The organism is Azorhizobium doebereinerae UFLA1-100 (assembly GCF_000473085.1).
Taxonomy (GTDB): domain Bacteria; phylum Pseudomonadota; class Alphaproteobacteria; order Rhizobiales; family Xanthobacteraceae; genus Azorhizobium; species Azorhizobium doebereinerae.
In genome coordinates this window covers 41203-60653 of record NZ_AXBA01000028.1, presented here as the reverse complement: position 1 = coordinate 60653, position 19451 = coordinate 41203, and the positions used below count along the sequence as shown (strand labels likewise).

Here is a 19451-nt window from a genome sequence, read left to right as displayed (position 1 = left end):
GTGATAAGCTCAGGTTATGAAGAACCTGACGCTCCGTCAGCTGCGCTATTTCGAGGCCCTGGCGCGGCACGGCCACTTCCGCCGCGCGGCCGAGGCGTGCGGCATTTCCCAGCCGGCCCTGTCCATGCAGATCAAGGAGCTGGAGCAGGAGGCGGGCACCGAATTGTTCGAGCGCAGCGCCCGGCAGGTGCGGCTGACCAGCTTCGGGGAGGCGTTCGCGCCGCGCATCCGCGACATCCTGCGCTCCATCGACGAACTGGGGGACCTGGCGCGCGCCTCGCGGGACCGGCTGATGGGGCGGCTGCGCATCGGCGTCATCCCCACGGTGGCGCCCTATCTGCTGCCGAGCCTGCTCGGCAGCCTGAGCCGCCAGCACGAGGGGCTCGACATCCACGTGCGCGAGACCCAGACGCCGCGCCTGCTCCAGGAGCTGGAGGACGGCCGGCTCGACACCGCCATCGTCGCCCTGCCGGTGTCCGAGCCGGCGCTGATCGAGATCCCCCTGTTCACCGAGAGCTTCGTCCTGGTCCGGCCGCGCGCGGACGCGGGCAAGCCGATCCCCGACCCGGACGAACTGCGCGAGATGCGCCTGCTGCTGCTGGAGGAGGGGCATTGCTTCCGCGACCAGGCGCTGTCCTTCTGCAACGTGGACATGCGGGCGGCGCCGCCGCGCGATTTCCTGGAGGCCAGCTCGCTGTCCACTTTGGTGCAGATGGTGGATGCCGGCATCGGCGTCACGCTGATCCCGGAGATGGCGGTGGCGGTGGAGACGCGCTCGGCGGCGGTGGCGGTGACGCGCTTCGGCGCTCCCCAGCCGTCCCGCACCATCGGCATGGTCTGGCGCAAGACCAGCCCGCTCACCAAGCAGCTGATGCAGATCTCCGACGTGGTCCGCCGCTCGACCGTCACGCCGCGCGAGCCGGGCCCCGCCGAGGAGAGCCTGAGCTGATCGGCGCGTGCTCCAGCCCGCCCTCACCACCCCTTCGGCAGCATCGCCCGCGCCACCAGCGCCGCCTTGGTCTTGAGCGGCAGGCCGTCGGCCACCTTGCGCTCGAAGGCGGCAAAGGCGCTGTCGAGCCGGCCGAGCTGCCACTGCCGCTCGTCCAGGCTCAGGAAGGCATGGGCGAGGGCGGCGCGGGCCAGCGTCTTCAGCGTCGCGTAGTCGAGCCCGTAGTCGCGCGCGGCGCGGAAATACTCGTTGCTGAGGTCGATGCGGGAGACGCCGGCATCGTCGGTGGCCAGCGTCACCGGCACCCCGGCGGACAGATAGGTGGTGATGGGGTGCTCCTTGCCGCGCACCCCGAGGATGACGTCGGACGAGGTCAGCGCGATCTCCACCGCCACGTCGCGGCGGCGCATCTCGGCCAGCAGTCCGTCCATGTCGCGCTCGAAGCCGATGGCGGTGCCGTGGCCGATGCGCCGGGCGCCGGCCACCTCCACCGCCTCGCGGATGTGGAAGTCGAGGTCGGGCGGCGGCACCAGCCCCAGCCACAGCTCGCCCGCGTGCAGCGCCACCGGCACGTCGCGGCCGGCGAGGAAGCCGATCCAGCCCATGTGCATGCGGTAGTCGCGCAGCGAGATGCGATAGTCCTCCGGGCCGACATAATTCAGCCCGGCGACGATCCGCGGCGCCGTCCGCACCAAAGCGGCGGCATGGGCGGTCTGGGTGAAGACCTCGGCCGGCGGCGCGTTGCGGCTCACCTGGGCGATGAAGCGGTAGGTGACGGCGCAGCCGGGCTCGGTCCGCGCCGTGCCGCAGCCGAGCAGGGCGTCGATCCGCGCCGTCAGGTCCTTCAGCTGGGCGGCCTTCGCCGCCACCAGGTCGGGCAGCCCGGCGCGCTCCAGGGCGGCCAGCATGGCGGCGGGCGGGGTCTCGGCGGTGATGGCGCCGCCGGTCACCTCCGGCGTCAGGGCCTGCGCCAGCCGGCGGCGGTCCTCGCCCTCGAACAGGGTGACCATGAATTCCGCATATTGCACCGTGTCGGCGTCATATTGCTTCAGCTGGTCGGCCACCATCTCGGCGATGGCCCGGGCCGTGCTGTCCCAGTCGGCCCCGCCGGTGGCGGCGTTGAACTTGCCGAAGGTGCCGAAGAACTGGTCGTGGCCGGAAGGCACCGGCAGGGTGGGCACGAACCAGCGGGTGGAGAGGGCATTCACCAGGAGGTCGTAGGGGCCCTGTCCGCGCCCGCCGGCCAGCGCGGTGGCGATGGGCACGATTGCGGGGTCGGCACCGCACGGCTGCTCGGCGCTGGCGCCCTCCGGCCGGGGCAGGATCACCCAGTCGGCCGGGCGCAGGCACAATCCGTCGCGGATCGCCCAGGCGATGTAGCGCTCGGCATAGACCGCGCCGGAGAGGTGGGTGTGCAGGTCGCCGCCCTTGGGCATCCGGTGCAGGAAGGCGCGCATGCGCGGCAGGTCGGTGCGCAGCGTCTCGAACTGCGCCGCGGTCAGGGCGGCGGGCATGTCGCGGGTGGCGAGGACGAGGCGGGCGACAAAGGCGGCGGCCACCAGCAGGAAAACGGCGATCCAGATGCGGCGGCGCACGGTCATGTCTCCGGGAACGGATTCGAGCCGCGCAGCCTAGCCCACGCCGGGGGCGGGTGAAATGCGGCCGCGCGGGGTGTGTCGGAACGGCACGCCGGCGGGGCGCCGGCAGGGCCGTTGATCCGGCCGGATGCGGCCGGCGGGAATTTCCGATAGAGCATCACGGCGGCGTCCGGCCCGCCGCACCGGCCGGGACACGCCAGGGAGGACTTCCCATGCTGCACGAGCGACGCATCCTTCTGATCATCGGCGGCGGCATCGCCGCCTATAAGTGCCTGGATCTCATCCGCCGGCTGAAGGAGCGCGGCGCCAGCGTGCGCGCGATCATGACCGGCGCCGCGCAGCATTTCGTCACCCCGCTGTCGGTGGGCGCGCTCACCGGCGAGCGGGTGTTCACCGATCTGTTCGACCTCACCGCCGAGCACGACATCGGCCATATCCGCCTGTCGCGGGAGGCCGACCTGGTGGTGGTGGCCCCCGCCACCGCTGACCTGATGGCCAAGGCGGCCAACGGCTTCGCCGACGACCTCGCCTCCACCGCGCTGCTGGCCACCGACAAGCCGGTGCTGTTCGCCCCGGCCATGAACCCGCGCATGTGGAGCCACCCGGCCACCCGGCGCAATCTGGCGCTGCTGAAAGGCGACGGCGCCGGCATCATCGGCCCCAATGCGGGGGCCATGGCCGAGCGCGGCGAATTCGGCGAGGGGCGCATGGCCGAGCCGATGGAGATCCTCGCCGCCATCGAGGCGCGGTTCGAGGCCCATGCCCCGCTCTTGAAGGGCCGCCGGGTGCTGGTGACGTCGGGGCCCACGGTCGAGCCCATCGACCCGGTGCGCTATATCGCCAACCGCTCCTCCGGCAAGCAGGGCCACGCCATTGCCGCCGCCGCCGCCGCGGCGGGCGCGGAGGTGGTGCTGGTCTCCGGCCCGGTGCAGGTGCCGGACCCGCGCGGCGTCACCGTCATCCATGTGGAGCGCGCCCGCGACATGCTGGCGGCGGTGGAGGAGCATCTGCCGGCGGACATCGCCATCTTCGCCGCTGCGGTCGCCGACTGGCGGGTGGCGGGCGAGGCGGAGCAGAAGATCAAGAAGGGACCGGAGGGCACGCCGGACCTGGCGCTGGTGGAGAATCCGGACATCCTCGCCACCGTCTCGCACCATTCCACCCTGCGGCCGCGCTTGGTGGTGGGCTTTGCCGCCGAGACCGAGAACGTGGTGCCCAATGCCAAGGCCAAGCGCCTGCGCAAGGGCTGCGACTGGATCGTCGCCAACGACGTCTCGCCCGCCACCGGCATCATGGGCGGGGACGCCAACACCGTGCATCTGGTCACCGCCGAAGGGGTAGAGGACTGGCCCTCCGCCAGCAAGGGCGAGGTGGCCCGCCGCCTCGTCGCCCGCCTCGCAGGGGCGCTGACCTGAGCCTGGGCGGACCGGGCTCCCGCGCCGCAGGGCAGGGGGCTTTGCCGCTCGCATCGTGACAGAGGACGAGAAGATGAGTGCAGTCGAAGTGCCGGTGGTCCGGCTGGCCCATGGCGAGGGGCTGCCGCTGCCCGACTATGCGACGGCGGCCTCCGCCGGCATGGACCTCCTGGCGGCGGTGCCGGAGGCCGAGCCGCTGACCTTGCGGCCCGGTTGCTGGGCGCTGGTGCCCACCGGCCTCACCCTGGCGCTGCCCGGCGGCTTCGAGGGGCAGGTGCGTCCGCGCTCCGGCCTGGCGCTGAAATTCGGCGTCACGGTGCTGAACGCGCCGGGCACGATCGATGCCGATTATCGCGGCGAGGTGCAGGTGCTGCTGGTCAACCACGGTCGCGAACCCTTTGTGATCACGCGTGGATTGCGGATCGCCCAGCTGGTGGTGGCGGGGATAAACCAAATAAAGCTGGTAGAAAGTGGAAAATTGGGAGAAACTGCACGTGGCGTCGGTGGTTTTGGCTCGACAGGGCTCGACGGGGCGCCTCAATCGAGATAGCCACAGTCCCATGCCGCGTTTATCCGACAAAAGCCTGCTCGCCATCGCCGCCGTCGTGGACGTTGCCGTTCATGCCCGCGGCACCCCCGTCGCCGCGAAATCCCTGGCTGCCCGCCATGGCCTGCCGCCCCGCCGGCTGGAGCCCGTGCTCCAGGCGCTGGTGCATGCCGGCGTGCTGAAGGGCGTGCGCGGCCCGCGCGGCGGCTACGAGCTGGCGCGGGAGCGCCGCCGCGTCTCCGTGGCGGAGATCGTCCGCGTGGTGGAGGGGGCCGAGGAGGAGAAGGAGATCATCCTCCCGCCTTTGGTCACCGACGTGGTGCAGCCGGCGGTCGCCGCCGCCGAGCAGACCTTCGACACCGCCCTCGACACCGTGACCCTGGAAGACCTGTGCCGCGCCGCCGACACCAAGGGGCACGGCTCGGATCACGACCGCATCGATTTCATCATCTGACCGGCGCGGCCCTCCGCCGTCCGCCGTCCCAATTCGCGAGGAGAACGTCCATGGCGCCGTCCGCTGCCAAAGCCGCCCCTGCGGCCGCCCATCGCCCCGGCCGCGGGCGGGTCTATGATTCCGTCACCGAGACCATCGGCGACACCCCGCTGGTCCGCCTGCACCGCCTGCCGGAACTGCGCGGCGTGAAGGCGAACATCCTCGCCAAGCTGGAATTCTTCAATCCCATCGCCAGCGTGAAGGACCGCATCGGCGTCGCCATGGTGGACGCCATGGCCGAGGCCGGCGCGCTCGACGCCGACACCGTGCTGGTGGAGCCCACCTCCGGCAACACCGGCATCGCGCTCGCCTTCGTCGCCGCCGCGCGCGGCCTGCGGCTGATCCTCGTCATGCCCGAGAGCATGTCGGTGGAGCGCCGCAAGATGCTGGCGCTGCTGGGCGCCGAGCTGGTGCTGACCCCGGCCAACCTTGGCATGCGCGGCGCGGTGCAGAAGGCCGAGGAACTGATCAAGGAACTGCCCAAGGCGGTGATGCCGCAGCAGTTCAAGAACAAGGCCAATCCCGAAGTCCACCGCCGCACCACGGCGGAGGAGATCTGGAACGACACCGACGGCGCGGTGGACGTGGTGGTGTCGGGCGTGGGCACCGGCGGCACCATCACCGGCATCGGCCAGGTGCTGAAGCCGCGCAAGGCCTCGCTGCGCATGGTGGCGGTGGAGCCGGAGGATTCTCCGGTGCTGTCCGGCGGCCAGCCCGGCCCGCACAAGATCCAGGGCATTGGCGCCGGCTTCGTGCCGGACGTGCTGGACCGCAGCATCATCGACGAGGTGGTGACCGTGGGCAACCAGACCGCGTTCGACACCGCCCGCGCGCTCGCCCGCTACGAGGGCATTCCCGGCGGCATCTCCTCGGGCGCGGCCATCGCGGCGGCGCTGGAGATCGGCGCCCGGCCGGAGAATGCCGGCAAGAATATCGTCGTCATCGTGCCCTCCTTCGCCGAGCGCTATCTCTCGACCGCGCTGTTCGAAGGGCTCTGAGGCGCCTCCGGCCCGGCCCCCGTGGGGGGGCGGGCCGCCATGGTTGCCCCATCGGGCAACTGCCGCCAGTATCCTCCCGCACAAGATGACCGGCCGCACATCGATCCGCAGCGGCCGGCGCGAGGGAGGATTGCAGATGGTTCGCACGGGGCGCCTGATCGCCGCGCTGGTGGCGCTTGCTCTTGGGTCATGGTCTGTGGCGCCGGCCGCGCTGGCCCAGTCCGCGCCGCAGGCCGCGGCCGCCGTTCCGGCGGTTCAGACCCGGCCGAAGGTGACGACGCTGGGGCCGGACTTCCCCAAGAGCGCGCTCTTCGTCGGCAACAGCTTCTTCTATTACAACAACGGCATCCACAGCCAGGTGCTGGCGCTGGAGAAGGCCGCCGACCCCGACAACAAGGCCGCCTACCGGGCGATCATGGTGACCATCGGCGGCTCCGGCCTCGATTGGCACGACATGGCGAGCTATTTCCGCCCCGGCGGCCTCGGCGCCTACACGTTCGACGACCAGAACAACGTGGTCTTCAACAAGCCGGGCCGGCTGTTCGACGTGGCGGTGATGATGGATTGCAGCCAGTGCCCGATCCATCCCCAGCTCAAGGCCGCCTTCGCCAGCGAGGTGAAGAAGGACAGCGCCATCGTGCGGCAGAACGAGGCGCGTCCCGTCCTGTTCATGTCCTGGGCTTATGCGGACAAGCCGGAGATGACGGCGGAGCTGGCCGAGGCCTACACCACGGTGGGCAATGCCAATGACGCTCTGGTGATCCCGGCGGGCCTCGCCTTCGCCCGCATGCGCGCCCGCCAGCCGGAGCTGAACCTCTATGCGGCGGACAAGCGCCATCCGAGCCCGGCGGGCAGCTATCTCGCCGCCAGCGTGATCTTCGCCGCGCTGACCGGCCGCTCGCCGGTGGGCAACAGCTATGTCGGCAGCATCGACGCGCCGACCGCCGCCCTGATCCAGGCCGTCGCCTGGGAGACGGTGCAGGACTATTACGGCAAGTGAGCGCCGGGGGCCGGAACGGCTGGGCCTGTCGCAGCCGCCCGGCGGGCCGGAAAGCCCTCTCCCGCGATGCGGGAGAGGGAGCGGGTCGCGCGGGAGGCGTCAGGACCGCGCGCAAGGCATCCCCCCGCCGCGCGGGAGAGGGCGGCGCCGGGTCCCCGGGGCGGGCTTCTAACCCCGGGCCGCCTCCATTAGGATCGGACGCTGATTCGCAGTGGCGGCGCGGCGCTCATGAGGAGCGCTCTGGCGAACGGAAGGACATGGGGCGGATGGCCGATCGGAGCCGGAGCATCGGCGCGCCGTGGACGATCCGGGCGCATCCCAGCGCCGACCACGGCACCGCCACCGCCCCCGCCTTCGTCGCGCAGGTTCCCCAGCCCCTCATGTCCGTGATCCTCTCCCGGCGCCCCGTCCGTTCCGCCCGCCTGCCCGGCGCGGGCCGCTTCCTCGCCGCCGCGCCCGCCGCCGGCGTCCTGCTCCACGCGGGCACCGCCCATGCGGCGGCGGCGGACGGGCTCGCCGCCTCCGGTCTCCTCCTCGGCCTCGCCGGCGGCACCTCGCTGATCGCGCTCGCCGCCGCCGGCCTCGCCGTCGTCACGCTCGGCCGCAAGACGGCGGCGGAGCGGCGGGCAGGGGAGGCCACGCTGCGGCTGCGGGCCGAACTCCAGGCGCTGCGGGCGCTGCTCGCGGTCGGCGCGCGCGGCCTGGTGCTGTGGCGCGACGACGGCGTGCTCGACAGCATCGGCGATGCCGGCGCCGCCTTTCCCGACCCGGCCGACGCCGCCGCCCTGGCCACGGGCCTGCCGCGCTGGCTCGGCGCGGAGGCCGCCGCCGCCCTCGCCGCGCCGCTCGCCCTGCTGCAAGGCGAGGGGCGGGGGTTCAGCCTCCTGACGCGCGATGGCGCCGGCGCGGCGATCCGCGTGGACGGCCGCACGGTGGCCGGCGCCCGGCTGCTGGTGGCCCGGCCCGAACTCGGCGCCGCCGCGCTGCCGCGCGCCGAGGCGGCGGGGGCCAGCATCGAGGCGGAGGCGCTGAAGGCGCTGTTCGACCTTGCCCCGCTGCCCATGTGGCGCCGGGGCATCGACGGCGCGCTGGCCTCGGTCAACGCCGCCTTCGCCAAGGCGGTGGGCGGGCCCGGCGCCGCGCCGGTGGAACTGCTCGACCAGGCGGCCCGCGAGGCGGCGGATGCCGCCCATCGCCAGGGCCAGCCCTATGCCGCCCGCGTGCGCGTGGTGGCCGGCGGCAAGCGCCGCCTGCTGGACGTCACCGAGGCCGCCGGCAGCTTCGGCGCCGCCGGGCTGGCGGTGGACGTCACCGAGGCCGATGCGGCGCGCATCGAGCACGAGCGCGGCCTTGCCGCGCACCGCCGCACGCTCGACCAGCTCAATACGGCGGTGGTGATCTTCGGCGCCGACGAGCGCGTGGTGTTCCACAACACCGCCTATGAGCGCCTGTTCGCCCTGGAGCCGGCCTATCTGGAGCAGCGGCCCAGCGAGAGCGAGGTGCTGGAGCGCCTGCGCGCGGCCCGCAAGGTGCCCGAGCAAGCCGACTTCCGTGCCTGGCGCGAGCAATTGCGCGAATCCTACCGCGCATTGGAGCCGGTGCACGACTGGTGGCATTTACCCGGCGGGCAGATGCTGCGGGTGGTCGCCACCCCCAATGCGGAGGGCGGCGTCACCTATCTGTTCGACGATCTGTCCGAGCGCATGGCGCTGGAGAGCCGCTACAACAGCCTCATCCGCATCCAGGGCGAGACGCTGGACGGCCTCGCCGAGGCGGTGGCGGTGTTCGGCTCCGACGGCCGGCTGCGGCTCTACAACCAGGCCTTCCTGCACCTCTGGTCGCTGAGCGCGCAGGCCCTGGGCGAGCGTCCGCACATCGACGCGGTGGCCGCCATGTGCCGGCCCAAGCACGGCGAGAGCGGCGCCTGGGCGCGCATCCGCAACGTGGTCACCGCCCTCGACCACCGCGAGGGCGAGAGCCTGCGCCTGGAGACCGCCGACAAGCGCGTGCTCGACGGCGCCGCCCAGCCCTTGCCGGACGGCGGCACCATGGTGACCTTCCGCGATGTCACCGACAGCGTGAAGGTGGAGCGGGCGCTGATCGAGCGCAACGAGGCGCTGGAAGCCGCCGACGCGCTGAAGAACGCCTTCGTCGGCCATGTCTCCTACCACCTGCGCACGCCGCTCAACACGCTGATCGGCTATGCCCACATGCTGGCCGAGGGCGTGGCGGGCGAGCTGAACCCGCGCCAGCGCGAATTCCTCGCCCATGTGGGCCAGTCCTCGGACGCGCTCCGGGCGCTGATCGACGACATCCTGGATCTCGCCACCATCGATGCCGGGGCGATGACGCTGGACCTCGCCGAGGTGGACGTGCGCGGGGTGCTGGAAGCGTCGGCGGATTCGGTGCGCGACCTGCTGGAGGAAGCGGGCGTCAGCGTGCAGATCGAGGCCGGCGCGGACCTCGGCAGCTTCGTCGCCGACGGCCGGCGGGTGCGGCAGATCCTGTTCAACCTCCTGTCCAACGCCATCGCGGCCGCCCCGGCCGGCAGCGCCGTGCGCCTGCGCGCCGAGCGCACCGCCGACGCCTTGGTGCTGAGCGTGCGCGACCAGGGGCCCGGCGTGGCGCCGGACATGGTGGAACACCTGTTCCAGCGCTTCGAGACGGCGGGTACCCATCCCGGCGGCACGCGGCATCGCGGCGTCGGGCTCGGCCTGTCCATCGTGCGCTCCTTCATGGAACTGCACGGCGGCACCGTGAGCCTCGCCCCGGCCAAGGGCGGCGGCACGCTCGCCACCTGCGTCTTCCCCCTGGCCGCGCGCCGCCAAGAGGCCGCCGCATGAGCCTGACCCTGGAGCGCGTCCCCGGCGGCATTCCCGCCTTGTCGGTGGTGCTGAACGATCTGGCCGACACCGAGCAGCTGGCCGCCATGCTGGCGCCCTGGCTCGCCACTGGCGACGTGGTGGCGCTGTCCGGCGATCTCGGCGCGGGCAAGACCGCCCTGGCCCGCTTCCTGGTGCGGGCGCTGGCGGGCGAACCGCGCCTGGAGGTGCCCAGCCCCACTTTCTCGCTGGTCATCGGCTACGACTTCGGCCGCGGCAAGGTGGTGCATGCGGACCTCTACCGCCTGGCCGAGCCGGACGAACTGGACGAGATCGGCTGGGACGAGCTGAGCACCGATGCCATCGTGCTGGTGGAATGGCCGGAGCGCGCCGAGGGGCGGCTGCCGGCCAGCCGGCTGGACATCGGCCTGGAGCTGGCCCCGGACATCGGCCCGGAGGCGCGGCGCGCCTTCCTGGTGGGCTCGGGCGCCTTCATCGAGCGGCTCGACCGCATGCATGTGGCCGAATTCCTGGTCGAGGCCAGCGGCTTCGCCGGCGCCGAGCGGCAGTATCTCCAGGGCGACGCCTCCAGCCGCTCCTACGCCCGGCTCGTGCTCGGGCGCAGGTCCGCCGTGCTGATGAACGCGCCCAAGCGCCCGGACGGGCCGCCGGTGCGGCGCGGCCTGCCCTACAGCCGCCTCGCCCATCTGGCGGAGGACGTGCGCCCCTTCGTCGCCATGGCGCGCGGGCTCAGGGCGGAGGGCTTCTCGGCGCCTGAAATCTATGCCGCCGACCTCGACCGGGGCCTCTTGATCCTGGAGGACCTGGGCAGTGACGGCGTCGTCTCCGGCACCCCGCCGGAGCCGATCCGCGAGCGCTACGCGGTGGCGGCCGAGCTGCTGGCGGCGCTGCATTCCCGCCCGCTGCCGAGCGTGCTGCACATCGCCCCGCAGGTGGAATACGTGCTGCCCACCTATACGCTCGAAGCCTTCCTGATCGAGCTGGAGCTGCTGCTGGACTGGTACCTGCCGTTCCGGGGCGCGCAGGCCGACGCGGTGGTGCGCGAGGAATTCCTGCTGCTGTGGCGCGGGGCGCTGAGCGCCGTGCTCTCCGAGCCGCAGACCTGGGTGCTGCGCGACTATCACTCGCCCAACCTGATCTGGCTCAACCAGCGCGAGGGCCTTGCCCGGATGGGGCTGATCGACTTCCAGGACGCGGTGCTGGGACCTGCGGCCTACGACATGGCCTCGCTCGCCCAGGATGCGCGGGTGGACGTGCCGGAAACGCTGGAGGCGGACCTCCTGAGCTATTACCTCCATCTGCGCGTGGACGCCGAGCCGACCTTCGACACGGCCCGCTTCGGGCACCTCTACGCGCTGATGGGCGCGCAGCGGGCGACCAAGATTCTCGGGATTTTCGCCCGGCTCAACGCCCGCGACGGCAAACCGCAATATTTGCGTCACCTTCCGCGTATTAGGCGATACCTCGCCCGCTGCCTCGCCCATCCAGAGCTCGGCTCGCTGCGGATGTGGTACGAAGCCGTCCTGCCATCGAGGGAATTTCAGACGTGACGACGCTTTCTCGCGCCATGGTGCTCGCCGCCGGCCTGGGCAACCGCATGCGCCCGCTGACCGACACCCGGCCGAAGCCCCTGGTGGAGGTGAACGGCAAGGCGCTGGTGGACCACGTGCTCGACCGCCTGGAGGCGGCCGACATCCGCGAGGCGGTGGTCAATGTCCACCATCACGCGGACATGCTGGAGGCCCATCTGGCCACCCGCACCGCCCCGCCGCACCTGCACATCTCCGACGAGCGCGGGGAACTGCTGGAGACCGGCGGTGGCATCAAAAAGGCGCTGCACCTGTTCCATGGCGAGCCCTTCATCGCCATCAATGCCGACACCATCTGGATCGAGGGCGTCCACCCCAACCTCAAGCGCCTGGCGGAGGGCTTCGACCCCGAGACCATGGACGCGCTGCTGCTGGTGGCGGGCACCGCGTCCTCCATCGGCTACGAGGGCAAGGGCGACTTCCTGATGGACGCGCACGGCCGCCTGTCCTGGCGCGGCGAGCGGCTGATCTCGCCCTTCGTCTATGCGGGTGCCTGCGTGCTGAAGCCGGAACTGTTCGCCGACGCGCCGGAAGGGCCGTTCTCCCTGACCCGCATCTTCAACGCCGCCATCGAGCGGCAGCGCCTCTACGGGCTGCGCCTGGAAGGCGTGTGGATGCATGTGGGCACCCCCGGCGCCATCCCCGCCGCCGAGGAAGCCATCCGCCGCTCCAGCGACTGAGCGGCGGGCGGGCGCAAAGCCCTCTCCCGCTTGCGGGGGAGGGTTGGGTGGGGGCGACGGCCGCAGGCCGGCGGCGCTCCGCCCGGCGCGTCCGGCGCTAACGGTTCCGCGCTGCCGCGCGGCCCCCACCCCAGCCCTCCCCCGCAAGCGGGAGAGGGAGCGCGTCGCGCGGGGGCGGGGCGTGTCGCGGAGAACAGTCAGCACGGCCCCGCCGCGCGAGTGATGACCCGCAGCCGGTGAAGGAGAGGCCATGATCGAGCGCACCCCCGCAGGCCGCCCCGCATGACGCGCGTTTTCACCATCCCCTCTTCCGCGCCCTTCTTGCCGACGCTGGCGCACGCTTTGCTCGACGGCCATCTCGTGCCCGGCTTCGCGCCGCGCGGCGATCCCATGGCGCTCGCCTCCGCCACCATCTATTTGCCCACCCGCCGCGCCGGGCGCCTGTTCGGCGCGGCGCTGCTGGACGCCGTCGGCGGCGCGGGCGTGCTGCTGCCGCGCATCGTGCCCCTGGGCGACGTGGACGAGGACGCGCTCGCCTTCTCCGAGGAGGCGGCGCTGCTCGCCCCGCCCCATGCGGTGGCGGGCGTCCACCGGCGCATCGCGCTCGCCGGCCTCGTGGCGCGCTGGCGCGACGCGCTGGCGGAAGGCGAGGGGCAGGCCATGGTGGCCGCCGGCCCCGCCGCCACCATGGCGCTGGCCGACGAACTGGGCCGGCTGTTCGACCAGATGGTGACGGCCAACATCCCCTGGTCGAAGCTCGATGCCCTGGTGCCGGAGGAGCACGACGCCTTCTTCGAGATCAGCCTGCAATTCCTGCGCATCGCCCGCGACGCCTGGGCGGGACATCTGGCGGAAAGCGGCCTCGTGGACCCCGCCGCCCGCCGCGATGCCCTGGTGCATGCGGAGGAGCGGCGCCTCGATGCGCTGGGGGCCGAGGCCGGGCCGGTGATCGCCGCCGGCTCCACCGGCTCCCTGCCCACCACCGCGCGGCTGCTCAAGGCCATCGCCGGCCTGCCGCAGGGCGCGGTGGTCCTGCCGGGCCTCGACCTCACCCTGGAGGAGACGGCGTTCCAGCTCCTGACGGCGGAGGCCACCAGCGCGCCGGACCATCCCCAGTTCGGCCTCGCCCATCTGCTGAAGAAGATGGAGATCGAGCGCCGGGACGTGCCCGAGATCGGCGCCCGCGCGCCGTATGGGCGGGAACGACTGCTCAGCGAGGCGCTGCGCCAGTCGGAGACCGCCGAGATGTGGGCGAGCCTGCCCGAGCGCCTGCCCGAGGCGGAGCGGGCGGCGGCGCTGGCCGACATCCGCGTCATCGCCGCCCAGGACCCGCGCGAGGAGGCGCTGGCCATCGCGCTGGAGCTGCGCGACGCGCTGGCCCGGCCGGACATGCGCGCCGCGCTCATCACGCCGGACCGCGACCTCGCCCGCCGGGTGGCGGCCGAACTGCTGCGCTTCGGCATCGCCATCGACGATTCCGCCGGCGAGCCCTTGGCCGAGACCGCGCCCGCGCGCCTTGCCCGCCTGATCGCCAAGGCGGTGGCGGAGGGCTGCGCGCCGGTGCCGGTGTTCGCTTTGCTGTCCCAGCCTGGCGTGCGGCTCGACCTGGAGCCGGAGGCGCTCCGCGCGGCGGTGGCGGCGCTGGAGCTGATCGCCCTGCGCGGCCCGCGCCCGCGCTCCGGCATCGCCGGCCTGATCGAGGCGGTCGAGGCCTTCGACGGGCGCGATTTGCGCCCCGGCGACCCGCGCAACCGCGTCGATGCCGACCTTCTGGAGGCGGCGCGCGATCTCGTCGCCCGCCTCGCCGAGGCGCTCGGCCCGCTCTGCGCCTTCACAGAGAGGGAAAAGACGCCGCTGGCCGACCTCGTCGCCGCCCATGTCAGCGCCCATGAGGCGCTGTGCGGCCCGCTCGATCCGGAGGCGGACGACCCCGCCGAGGCGTCGCTGGCGCAGGCGTTCGGCGAGATCCGGGACGGGGCGGCGGCCGGGCCGCCGCTGACGCCGGAGGCCTATGCGGACGCCATCTCCGCGCTGCTCGCCGACCGGGTGGTGCGCCCGCGCGGCGCGGGCGAGGAACGCATCCGCATCCTCGGCCCGCTGGAAGCGCGCCTCGTCGCCTTGGACCGGGTGGTGCTGGGCGGGCTGGTGGAAGGCTCCTGGCCGCCGGAGACCCGCACCGACCCGTGGCTCAGCCGCCCCATGCGGGCGGAACTGGGCCTCGACCAGCCGGAGCGGCGCATCGGCCTGTCCGCCCACGACTTCGTGCAGGCGTTCGGCGCCCGCGAGGTGGTGCTGACCTATCCCGGCAAGGTGGGCGGCACCCAGAGCGTGCCCTCGCGCTTCCTCCAGCGGCTGTGGACCGTGGCCGGCCGCGACCTGTGGGCGGCGGCGCTGGCCCGGGGCGAAGCATGGCGCCATGCCGCCGCCGCGCTGGACGACGGCCCCCGCGTGCCCCGCGTCACCCAGCCCGCGCCCAGGCCGCCGCTGGCCCTGCGTCCGCGCAAGCTCAGCGTTACCGAGATCGAGACCTTCCTACGCGATCCCTATTCCATCTTCGCCCGTCACGTGCTGGCGCTCCAGCCGCTGGAGCCGCTCGACGCCATGCCGGGCGGGGCCGAGCGCGGCAGCGCGCTGCACGACGCCTTGGGCGCGTTCGCCCAGGCCCATCCGGTGGATCTGCCGCCGGACGCGCTGGACCGCCTGCTGGACCATGGCCGCGCCGCCTTCGCCCGGCTGGAGGTGTTTCCCGCCGAGCATGCCATCTGGTGGGCGCGCTTCGAGCGGGTGGCCGCCTTCGTGGTGGAGTTCGAGCGCGAGCGGCGGGCCGGTCTCGACCGCGTGGTGGCGGAGACCGGCGGCCGGCTCACCCTGCCGCTGCCCGGCGGCGACTTCCTGCTGACCGGGCGCGCCGACCGCATCGAACTGCGCCGCGACGGGCAGCTGGCCATCCTCGACTACAAGACCGGCACCGCGCCCTCCACCAAGCAGGGCGCGACCTTCTCCCCCCAATTGCCGCTGGAGGCGGCGATGGCGGCGCGCGGCGCGTTCAAGGACGTGCCCGCCGCCCCGGTGGCGGATTTCCTCTATGTGGAACTGAAGGGCGGGGCGCAGGCCGGGCGCGAGAAGCCGGGGGTGGATGACAAGACCACCGCCACCGCCATGGCGGAGGAGGCGCTGGAGCGCCTCACCGACCTGCTGCTGGCCTTCGACGACGAAAGCCGGGGCTACCGTTCGCTCGCCGCCCCGCAATGGCGCGGGCGCTTCGGCACCTATGACCATCTGGCCCGCGTGCGGGAATGGGCGCTCGGCGCCGAGGAGGGCGGGGAATGAGCACCGGCACCGCGCCCGCCACCGAAGCCGCCGCCTCGTCCGCCGCCAAGGCCGAGGCCACCCGCCGGCAGGGCGAGGCGTCCTCGCCGGGCACCTCGGCCTGGGTGTCGGCCAATGCCGGCTCCGGCAAGACCCATGTGCTGGCGCAGCGGGTGATCCGCCTGCTGCTACAAGGCACCGCGCCGGGGCGCATCCTGTGCCTCACCTATACCAAGGCGGCGGCGGCCAACATGGCCAACCGCGTGCTCTCCATCCTCAGCCGCTGGGCGGCGCTGGACGATGCCGCGCTCGACGCGGAATTGCGCCGGATCGACAACGCCCCGCCGACGCCGGTGCTGCGCATCCAGGCGCGGCGGCTGTTCGCGGCGGCGCTGGAGACGCCGGGCGGGCTGAAGATCCAGACCATCCATGCCTTCTGCGGCGGCCTGCTGCACCGCTTCCCGTTCGAGGCCGGCGTCGCGGCCGGCTTCCGCGAGCTGGACGACGTGGGCCGCATGGAGTTGATGGCCCGCATCCGCGCCGAGCTGGTGGTGGAGGCGGCGCGCGCCCCGCACACCCCGCTCGGTCGGGCGCTGACCCGGCTGATGGAGGAGATGTCCGACGGCGGCATCGACGACCTGCTGGAAGCCGCCGTGGGCGCGCGGGCGGCCATCGCGGCGCTGGGCGGGGATGCGCGGGCGCGCGCCGCCCGCGTGGCGGCGGTGCTCGGCGTCACGCCCGGCGCGACGGCGGCCGGCATCGCGGCCGAGATGCTGGCGAGCGTGGTGGTGCCGCAGGCGCATTGGCCGGACATCGAGGCGGTGTTCCTCACCTCCGACAAGGTGAACGACCGCAAGCGCGCGGCGGCGTTTCGGGCGGCGCTGGACGCGCCCGACGATGCCGTCCGGCTCGCCGCCTATCGCGACGTCTTCTTCAAGGCGGACGGCGATCCGCGCTCCGACAAGGACCTGCTGACCAAGGGCCTGCGCGAGGCCTATCCGGAGCTGGCCGCCAATCTGGAGGCCGAGCGCGACCGCCTCGTGGCGCTGACCGAGACGTTGCGCGCGGTGCGCGCGCTGGAGCGCACCGAAGCCGCCCTGACGCTGGGCGCCGCCGCCTGCCAGCGCTACGAGGCGGAGAAGGCCGGGCGCGGCCTGCTGGATTTCGACGATTTGATCGGCCGCACGGCGGATCTGCTCGGCCGCGTGCCGGCGTCCTTCGTGCACTACAAGCTCGATCGCGGCATCGACCATGTGCTGGTGGACGAGGCGCAGGACACCAGCCCCGACCAGTGGCGCGTGGTGCGCGGCCTGGTCTCGGACTTCTTCGCCGGCGAGGGCGCCCGCGAGGGGGTGAAGCGCACCCTGTTCGTGGTGGGCGACGAGAAGCAGTCCATCTTCTCCTTCCAGGGCGCCGACCCGCGCGCCTTCGGCGAGATGCGCCTCGCCTTCGCCCGCGACGCCGGGGCGCAGGACTTCCGCCAGGTGCGCCTGCCGCATTCCTTCCGCTCCGCCCCCGGCGTGCTGGAGGCGGTGGACGCCATCTTCGCCCGCGCCGAGGCGAGCGCCGGCCTCACCATCGACAGCGTGGCCCCGCCGCACGCCGCCATCCGCGCCGACGCGCCGGCCCTGGTGGAGGTGTGGCCGACGGTGACGCCGCTGGCTCGGCCCAAGGTGGACGACTGGCGCCGGCCGCTCGACGAGACGCCGGGCGACGACCCGGTGAACCGCCTCGCCGAACGCATCGCCGCCTTCGTGCGCGACGGCATCGCGCGGCGCCTCGCCATTCCCGCGCGCGGCGGGCGGCCCATGCGGGCAGCGGACGTGCTGGTGCTGGTGCGCCGGCGCGGGCGGCTGTTCGAGGCGGTGATCCGGGCGCTGAAGGAGGCCGGCGGCGGCGTGGACGTGGCTGGCGCCGACCGCCTGGTGGTGGCGCAGCATATCGCCGCCCTGGACCTGATGGCGCTGGGCGACGCTCTGCTCTCGCCCGACGACGACCTCGCCTTGGCCAGCGTGCTGAAGAGCCCTTTGTTCGGCCTCACCGACGACGACCTGCTGGCGTTGTGCCCGCGGCGCGTGGGCCGGCTGGAGGACGCGCTCGCGGCCTACGGCGACGGCGCTATCGCCGCCCGGCTCGGCCTGTGGCGCGGGGAGGCGCGGGCGCTGCGGCCGTTCGATTTCTACGCCCGCGTGCTGGGCCGCGACGGCGGCCGCCGCGCCATGCTGGCCCGCCTCGGCCCGGAGGCGGCGGACGTGCTGGACGAGTTCATGGCGCTGGCCCGCACCTATGAGAGCCTGGAGCCCGCCACCCTGCCGGGCTTCCTCGCTTTCCTGCGGCGCGGCGGCGCCGAGACCAAGCGCGACATGGAGAGCGGCCGCGACGAGGTGCGCGTCATGACCGTGCACGGCGCCAAGGGGCTGGAGGCGCCCATCGTCATCCTGGCGGACACGGTGGACCTGCCCAAGGCCCGCACCGCCGGCGGTCTGCTCAGCGTGACGGCGCCGGACGGCGCGGTGGTGCCGGTGCTGGCGCCGCGCAAGCCGGAGGACCCGGCGGCGCTGGCCGCCGCCCGCGCCGCCCTGACCGCCCGCGAGCTGGAGGAATACCGCCGCCTGCTCTACGTGGCGCTGACCCGCGCCGAGGACGCCCTGATCGTCTGCGGCGCCGAGACCCGCGCCGCCGCCAAGGACAAGGCCCACGCCCGCCCGGCAGGCTGCTGGTACGACCTCGTCCATGCCGCCTTGGCGGACGCGGCGGAGACTGTGCCGGCGCAGGGGTGGGAAGGCGAGGTGCTGCGCTGGCGCAAGTCCGGCCGCTCGCTGGAGCCGGCCGCCACCGATCTCGCGCCGGAAGCGAAGGCACCGGTGCCCCCACCGCCCGTGCTGGCGCCGCTACCCGCGCCGGTGGCGGCGCCCCGCGCGCTGCGGCCCTCGCGCTCCGGCGGCGCCGGCGGCAGTACGCCCGTTGCGCGTGATCCCCATGCTCTCGATCCCCGCGTGCGCGGCGACCTGGTGCACCGCCTGCTGGCCGGGCTCGGCGCCCTGCCGGCCGGGCAGCGCGCGGCGGCGGGCCTGCGGCTGCTGGACCATGTGGCGGCGGGCCTGTCCGATGCGCAGCGCGACGACGTGCTGGCCGAGGTGACGGGCGTACTGGCCCATGCCCCGCTCGACGCCCTGTTCGGCCCGGGGAGCCTCGCCGAGGTGCCGGTGGTGGGCCGGCTGATGGCTGTGGACGGCCGGGTGCTGGCCGTGAACGGCCGGCTCGACCGGCTGGCGGTGCTGGGGGACCGGCTGGTGCTGGCCGACTTCAAGACCGACCGCACTCCGCCCCGCACCCTCGACCATATCGGCGAGGGCTATGTGGGCCAGTTGGCGCTCTATGGCGCGGTGCTGGCCAAGGTGTTCCCCGGCCGGACGCTGGAGGCCCACCTCGTCTATACCCGCGGCCCGCTGGTGCACGTGCTGCCGGCCGAGCGGCTCGCCGCCAGGCTGGAAGCCCTGCTTGCCGCTCCTGCCTGACCCGCGTCACGCCCGCGTGACGCGCCTTGACGGGGAGGGGAGGGGGTTCTTACCTTGGCACCAAGATCCAGTGGATCGCTGCTGAAATCCCCACGAGGTATATCCCAATGGCCGTCGATAAAGTGTCCGATCAGAGCTTCGAGGCCGATGTCCTCAACTCCGCAACCCCCGTCGTCGTCGACTTCTGGGCCGAGTGGTGCGGCCCCTGCCGCATGGTGGGCCCGGTGCTCGACGAACTGTCCGGCGAGCTGGGCGGCAAGGTGAAGATCGTGAAGCTGAACGTGGACGAGAATCCGGTGACGGCGTCCAAGTACGGCATCATGTCGATCCCGACCCTGCTGCTGTTCAAGGACGGCAAGATCGCCTCCCGCCAGGTGGGCGCCGCCGCCAAGGCGAAGCTGGCGAGCTGGATCAACACCGCCGCCTGAGCGCGGGGTTCCGGCGGACGGCAACAAGGCGGGCTTCGGCCCGCCTTTTTTATTGGGGTCTTGGCGAGGCGCGTGCCGGCGCGG

General features: G+C 73.1%; 13 protein-coding genes. 12 read left to right on the top strand and 1 reads right to left on the bottom strand.

Annotated features, from left to right (window positions below):
- The first annotated feature begins 16 nt into the window (after window positions 1-16).
- Entirely contained in the window at window positions 17-949 is a 933-nt protein-coding gene (locus YU1_RS30185) for a LysR substrate-binding domain-containing protein (RefSeq protein WP_035715908.1), read from the top strand.
- Window positions 950-972: 23 nt separating this feature from the next.
- On the opposite strand, the gene YU1_RS30180 is transcribed toward YU1_RS30185, so the two are convergent.
- Window positions 973-2550 carry an adenosine deaminase family protein gene (locus tag YU1_RS30180; RefSeq protein WP_051357026.1) on the bottom strand — a complete coding sequence of 526 codons (1578 nt, stop codon included), beginning with the start codon at window positions 2548-2550 and terminating at the stop codon, window positions 973-975.
- Between the two features lie 209 nt (window positions 2551-2759).
- Here YU1_RS30180 and coaBC point away from each other — a divergent pair, with 209 nt between their 5' ends.
- From coaBC to trxA, 11 genes are all read left to right on the top strand, one after another.
- Entirely contained in the window at window positions 2760-3962 is a 1203-nt protein-coding gene (gene coaBC, locus YU1_RS0118920) for a bifunctional phosphopantothenoylcysteine decarboxylase/phosphopantothenate--cysteine ligase CoaBC (protein WP_029005423.1), read from the top strand.
- A 73-nt stretch (window positions 3963-4035) separates the two neighbouring features.
- Window positions 4036-4512, top strand: coding sequence for a dUTP diphosphatase (dut, locus tag YU1_RS0118915; RefSeq protein ID WP_029005422.1), 477 nt, complete (start codon window positions 4036-4038; stop codon window positions 4510-4512).
- A 10-nt stretch (window positions 4513-4522) separates the two neighbouring features.
- Window positions 4523-4963, top strand: coding sequence for an RrF2 family transcriptional regulator (locus YU1_RS0118910; RefSeq protein WP_029005421.1), 441 nt, complete (start codon window positions 4523-4525; stop codon window positions 4961-4963).
- A gap of 50 nt (window positions 4964-5013) precedes the next feature.
- Complete coding sequence (gene cysK, locus YU1_RS0118905) at window positions 5014-6000, top strand: cysteine synthase A (RefSeq protein WP_029005420.1); 987 nt, start codon at window positions 5014-5016, stop codon at window positions 5998-6000.
- Window positions 6001-6130: 130 nt separating this feature from the next.
- A complete protein-coding gene (locus tag YU1_RS0118900) occupies window positions 6131-7000 on the top strand; it encodes a DUF4886 domain-containing protein (protein WP_425339165.1) in 870 nt (289 codons plus the stop codon).
- Between the two features lie 266 nt (window positions 7001-7266).
- Window positions 7267-9843 (top strand): sensor histidine kinase, encoded by a 2577-nt coding sequence (locus YU1_RS30175; protein ID WP_051357025.1) that lies wholly within the window; start codon window positions 7267-7269, stop codon window positions 9841-9843.
- Window positions 9840-11393 (top strand): tRNA (adenosine(37)-N6)-threonylcarbamoyltransferase complex ATPase subunit type 1 TsaE, encoded by a 1554-nt coding sequence (tsaE, locus tag YU1_RS0118890; protein WP_051357024.1) that lies wholly within the window; start codon window positions 9840-9842, stop codon window positions 11391-11393. Before YU1_RS30175 ends, tsaE begins: the two co-directional genes overlap by 4 nt.
- Window positions 11394-11410: 17 nt before the next feature.
- Complete coding sequence (locus YU1_RS0118885; RefSeq protein ID WP_051357023.1) at window positions 11411-12112, top strand: nucleotidyltransferase family protein; 702 nt, start codon at window positions 11411-11413, stop codon at window positions 12110-12112.
- A 282-nt stretch (window positions 12113-12394) separates the two neighbouring features.
- A complete protein-coding gene (gene addB, locus YU1_RS0118880) occupies window positions 12395-15442 on the top strand; it encodes a double-strand break repair protein AddB (RefSeq protein ID WP_029005416.1) in 3048 nt (1015 codons plus the stop codon).
- Window positions 15439-18939 (top strand): double-strand break repair helicase AddA, encoded by a 3501-nt coding sequence (addA, locus tag YU1_RS30170; protein WP_051357022.1) that lies wholly within the window; start codon window positions 15439-15441, stop codon window positions 18937-18939. Before addB ends, addA begins: the two co-directional genes overlap by 4 nt.
- Window positions 18940-19046: 107 nt before the next feature.
- Entirely contained in the window at window positions 19047-19367 is a 321-nt protein-coding gene (trxA, locus tag YU1_RS0118870) for a thioredoxin (RefSeq protein ID WP_029005415.1), read from the top strand.
- The last annotated feature ends 84 nt before the right edge of the window (window positions 19368-19451 follow it).

Bases quoted from the DNA above. Each gene is read 5' to 3' on its own strand.
- dut (WP_029005422.1), top strand. From the start codon at position 4,036: ATGAGTGCAGTCGAAGTGCCGGTGGTCCGGCTGGCCCATGGCGAGGGG.
- YU1_RS0118885 (WP_051357023.1), top strand. From the start codon at position 11,411: ATGGTGCTCGCCGCCGGCCTGGGCAACCGCATGCGCCCGCTGACCGAC.
- YU1_RS30175 (WP_051357025.1), top strand. From the start codon at position 7,267: ATGGCCGATCGGAGCCGGAGCATCGGCGCGCCGTGGACGATCCGGGCG.
- addA (WP_051357022.1), top strand. From the start codon at position 15,439: ATGAGCACCGGCACCGCGCCCGCCACCGAAGCCGCCGCCTCGTCCGCC.
- addB (WP_029005416.1), top strand. From the start codon at position 12,395: ATGACGCGCGTTTTCACCATCCCCTCTTCCGCGCCCTTCTTGCCGACG.
- YU1_RS0118910 (WP_029005421.1), top strand. From the start codon at position 4,523: ATGCCGCGTTTATCCGACAAAAGCCTGCTCGCCATCGCCGCCGTCGTG.
- cysK (WP_029005420.1), top strand. From the start codon at position 5,014: ATGGCGCCGTCCGCTGCCAAAGCCGCCCCTGCGGCCGCCCATCGCCCC.
- tsaE (WP_051357024.1), top strand. From the start codon at position 9,840: ATGAGCCTGACCCTGGAGCGCGTCCCCGGCGGCATTCCCGCCTTGTCG.
- YU1_RS30185 (WP_035715908.1), top strand. From the start codon at position 17: ATGAAGAACCTGACGCTCCGTCAGCTGCGCTATTTCGAGGCCCTGGCG.
- YU1_RS30180 (WP_051357026.1), bottom strand. From the start codon at position 2,550: ATGACCGTGCGCCGCCGCATCTGGATCGCCGTTTTCCTGCTGGTGGCC.
- trxA (WP_029005415.1), top strand. From the start codon at position 19,047: ATGGCCGTCGATAAAGTGTCCGATCAGAGCTTCGAGGCCGATGTCCTC.
- coaBC (WP_029005423.1), top strand. From the start codon at position 2,760: ATGCTGCACGAGCGACGCATCCTTCTGATCATCGGCGGCGGCATCGCC.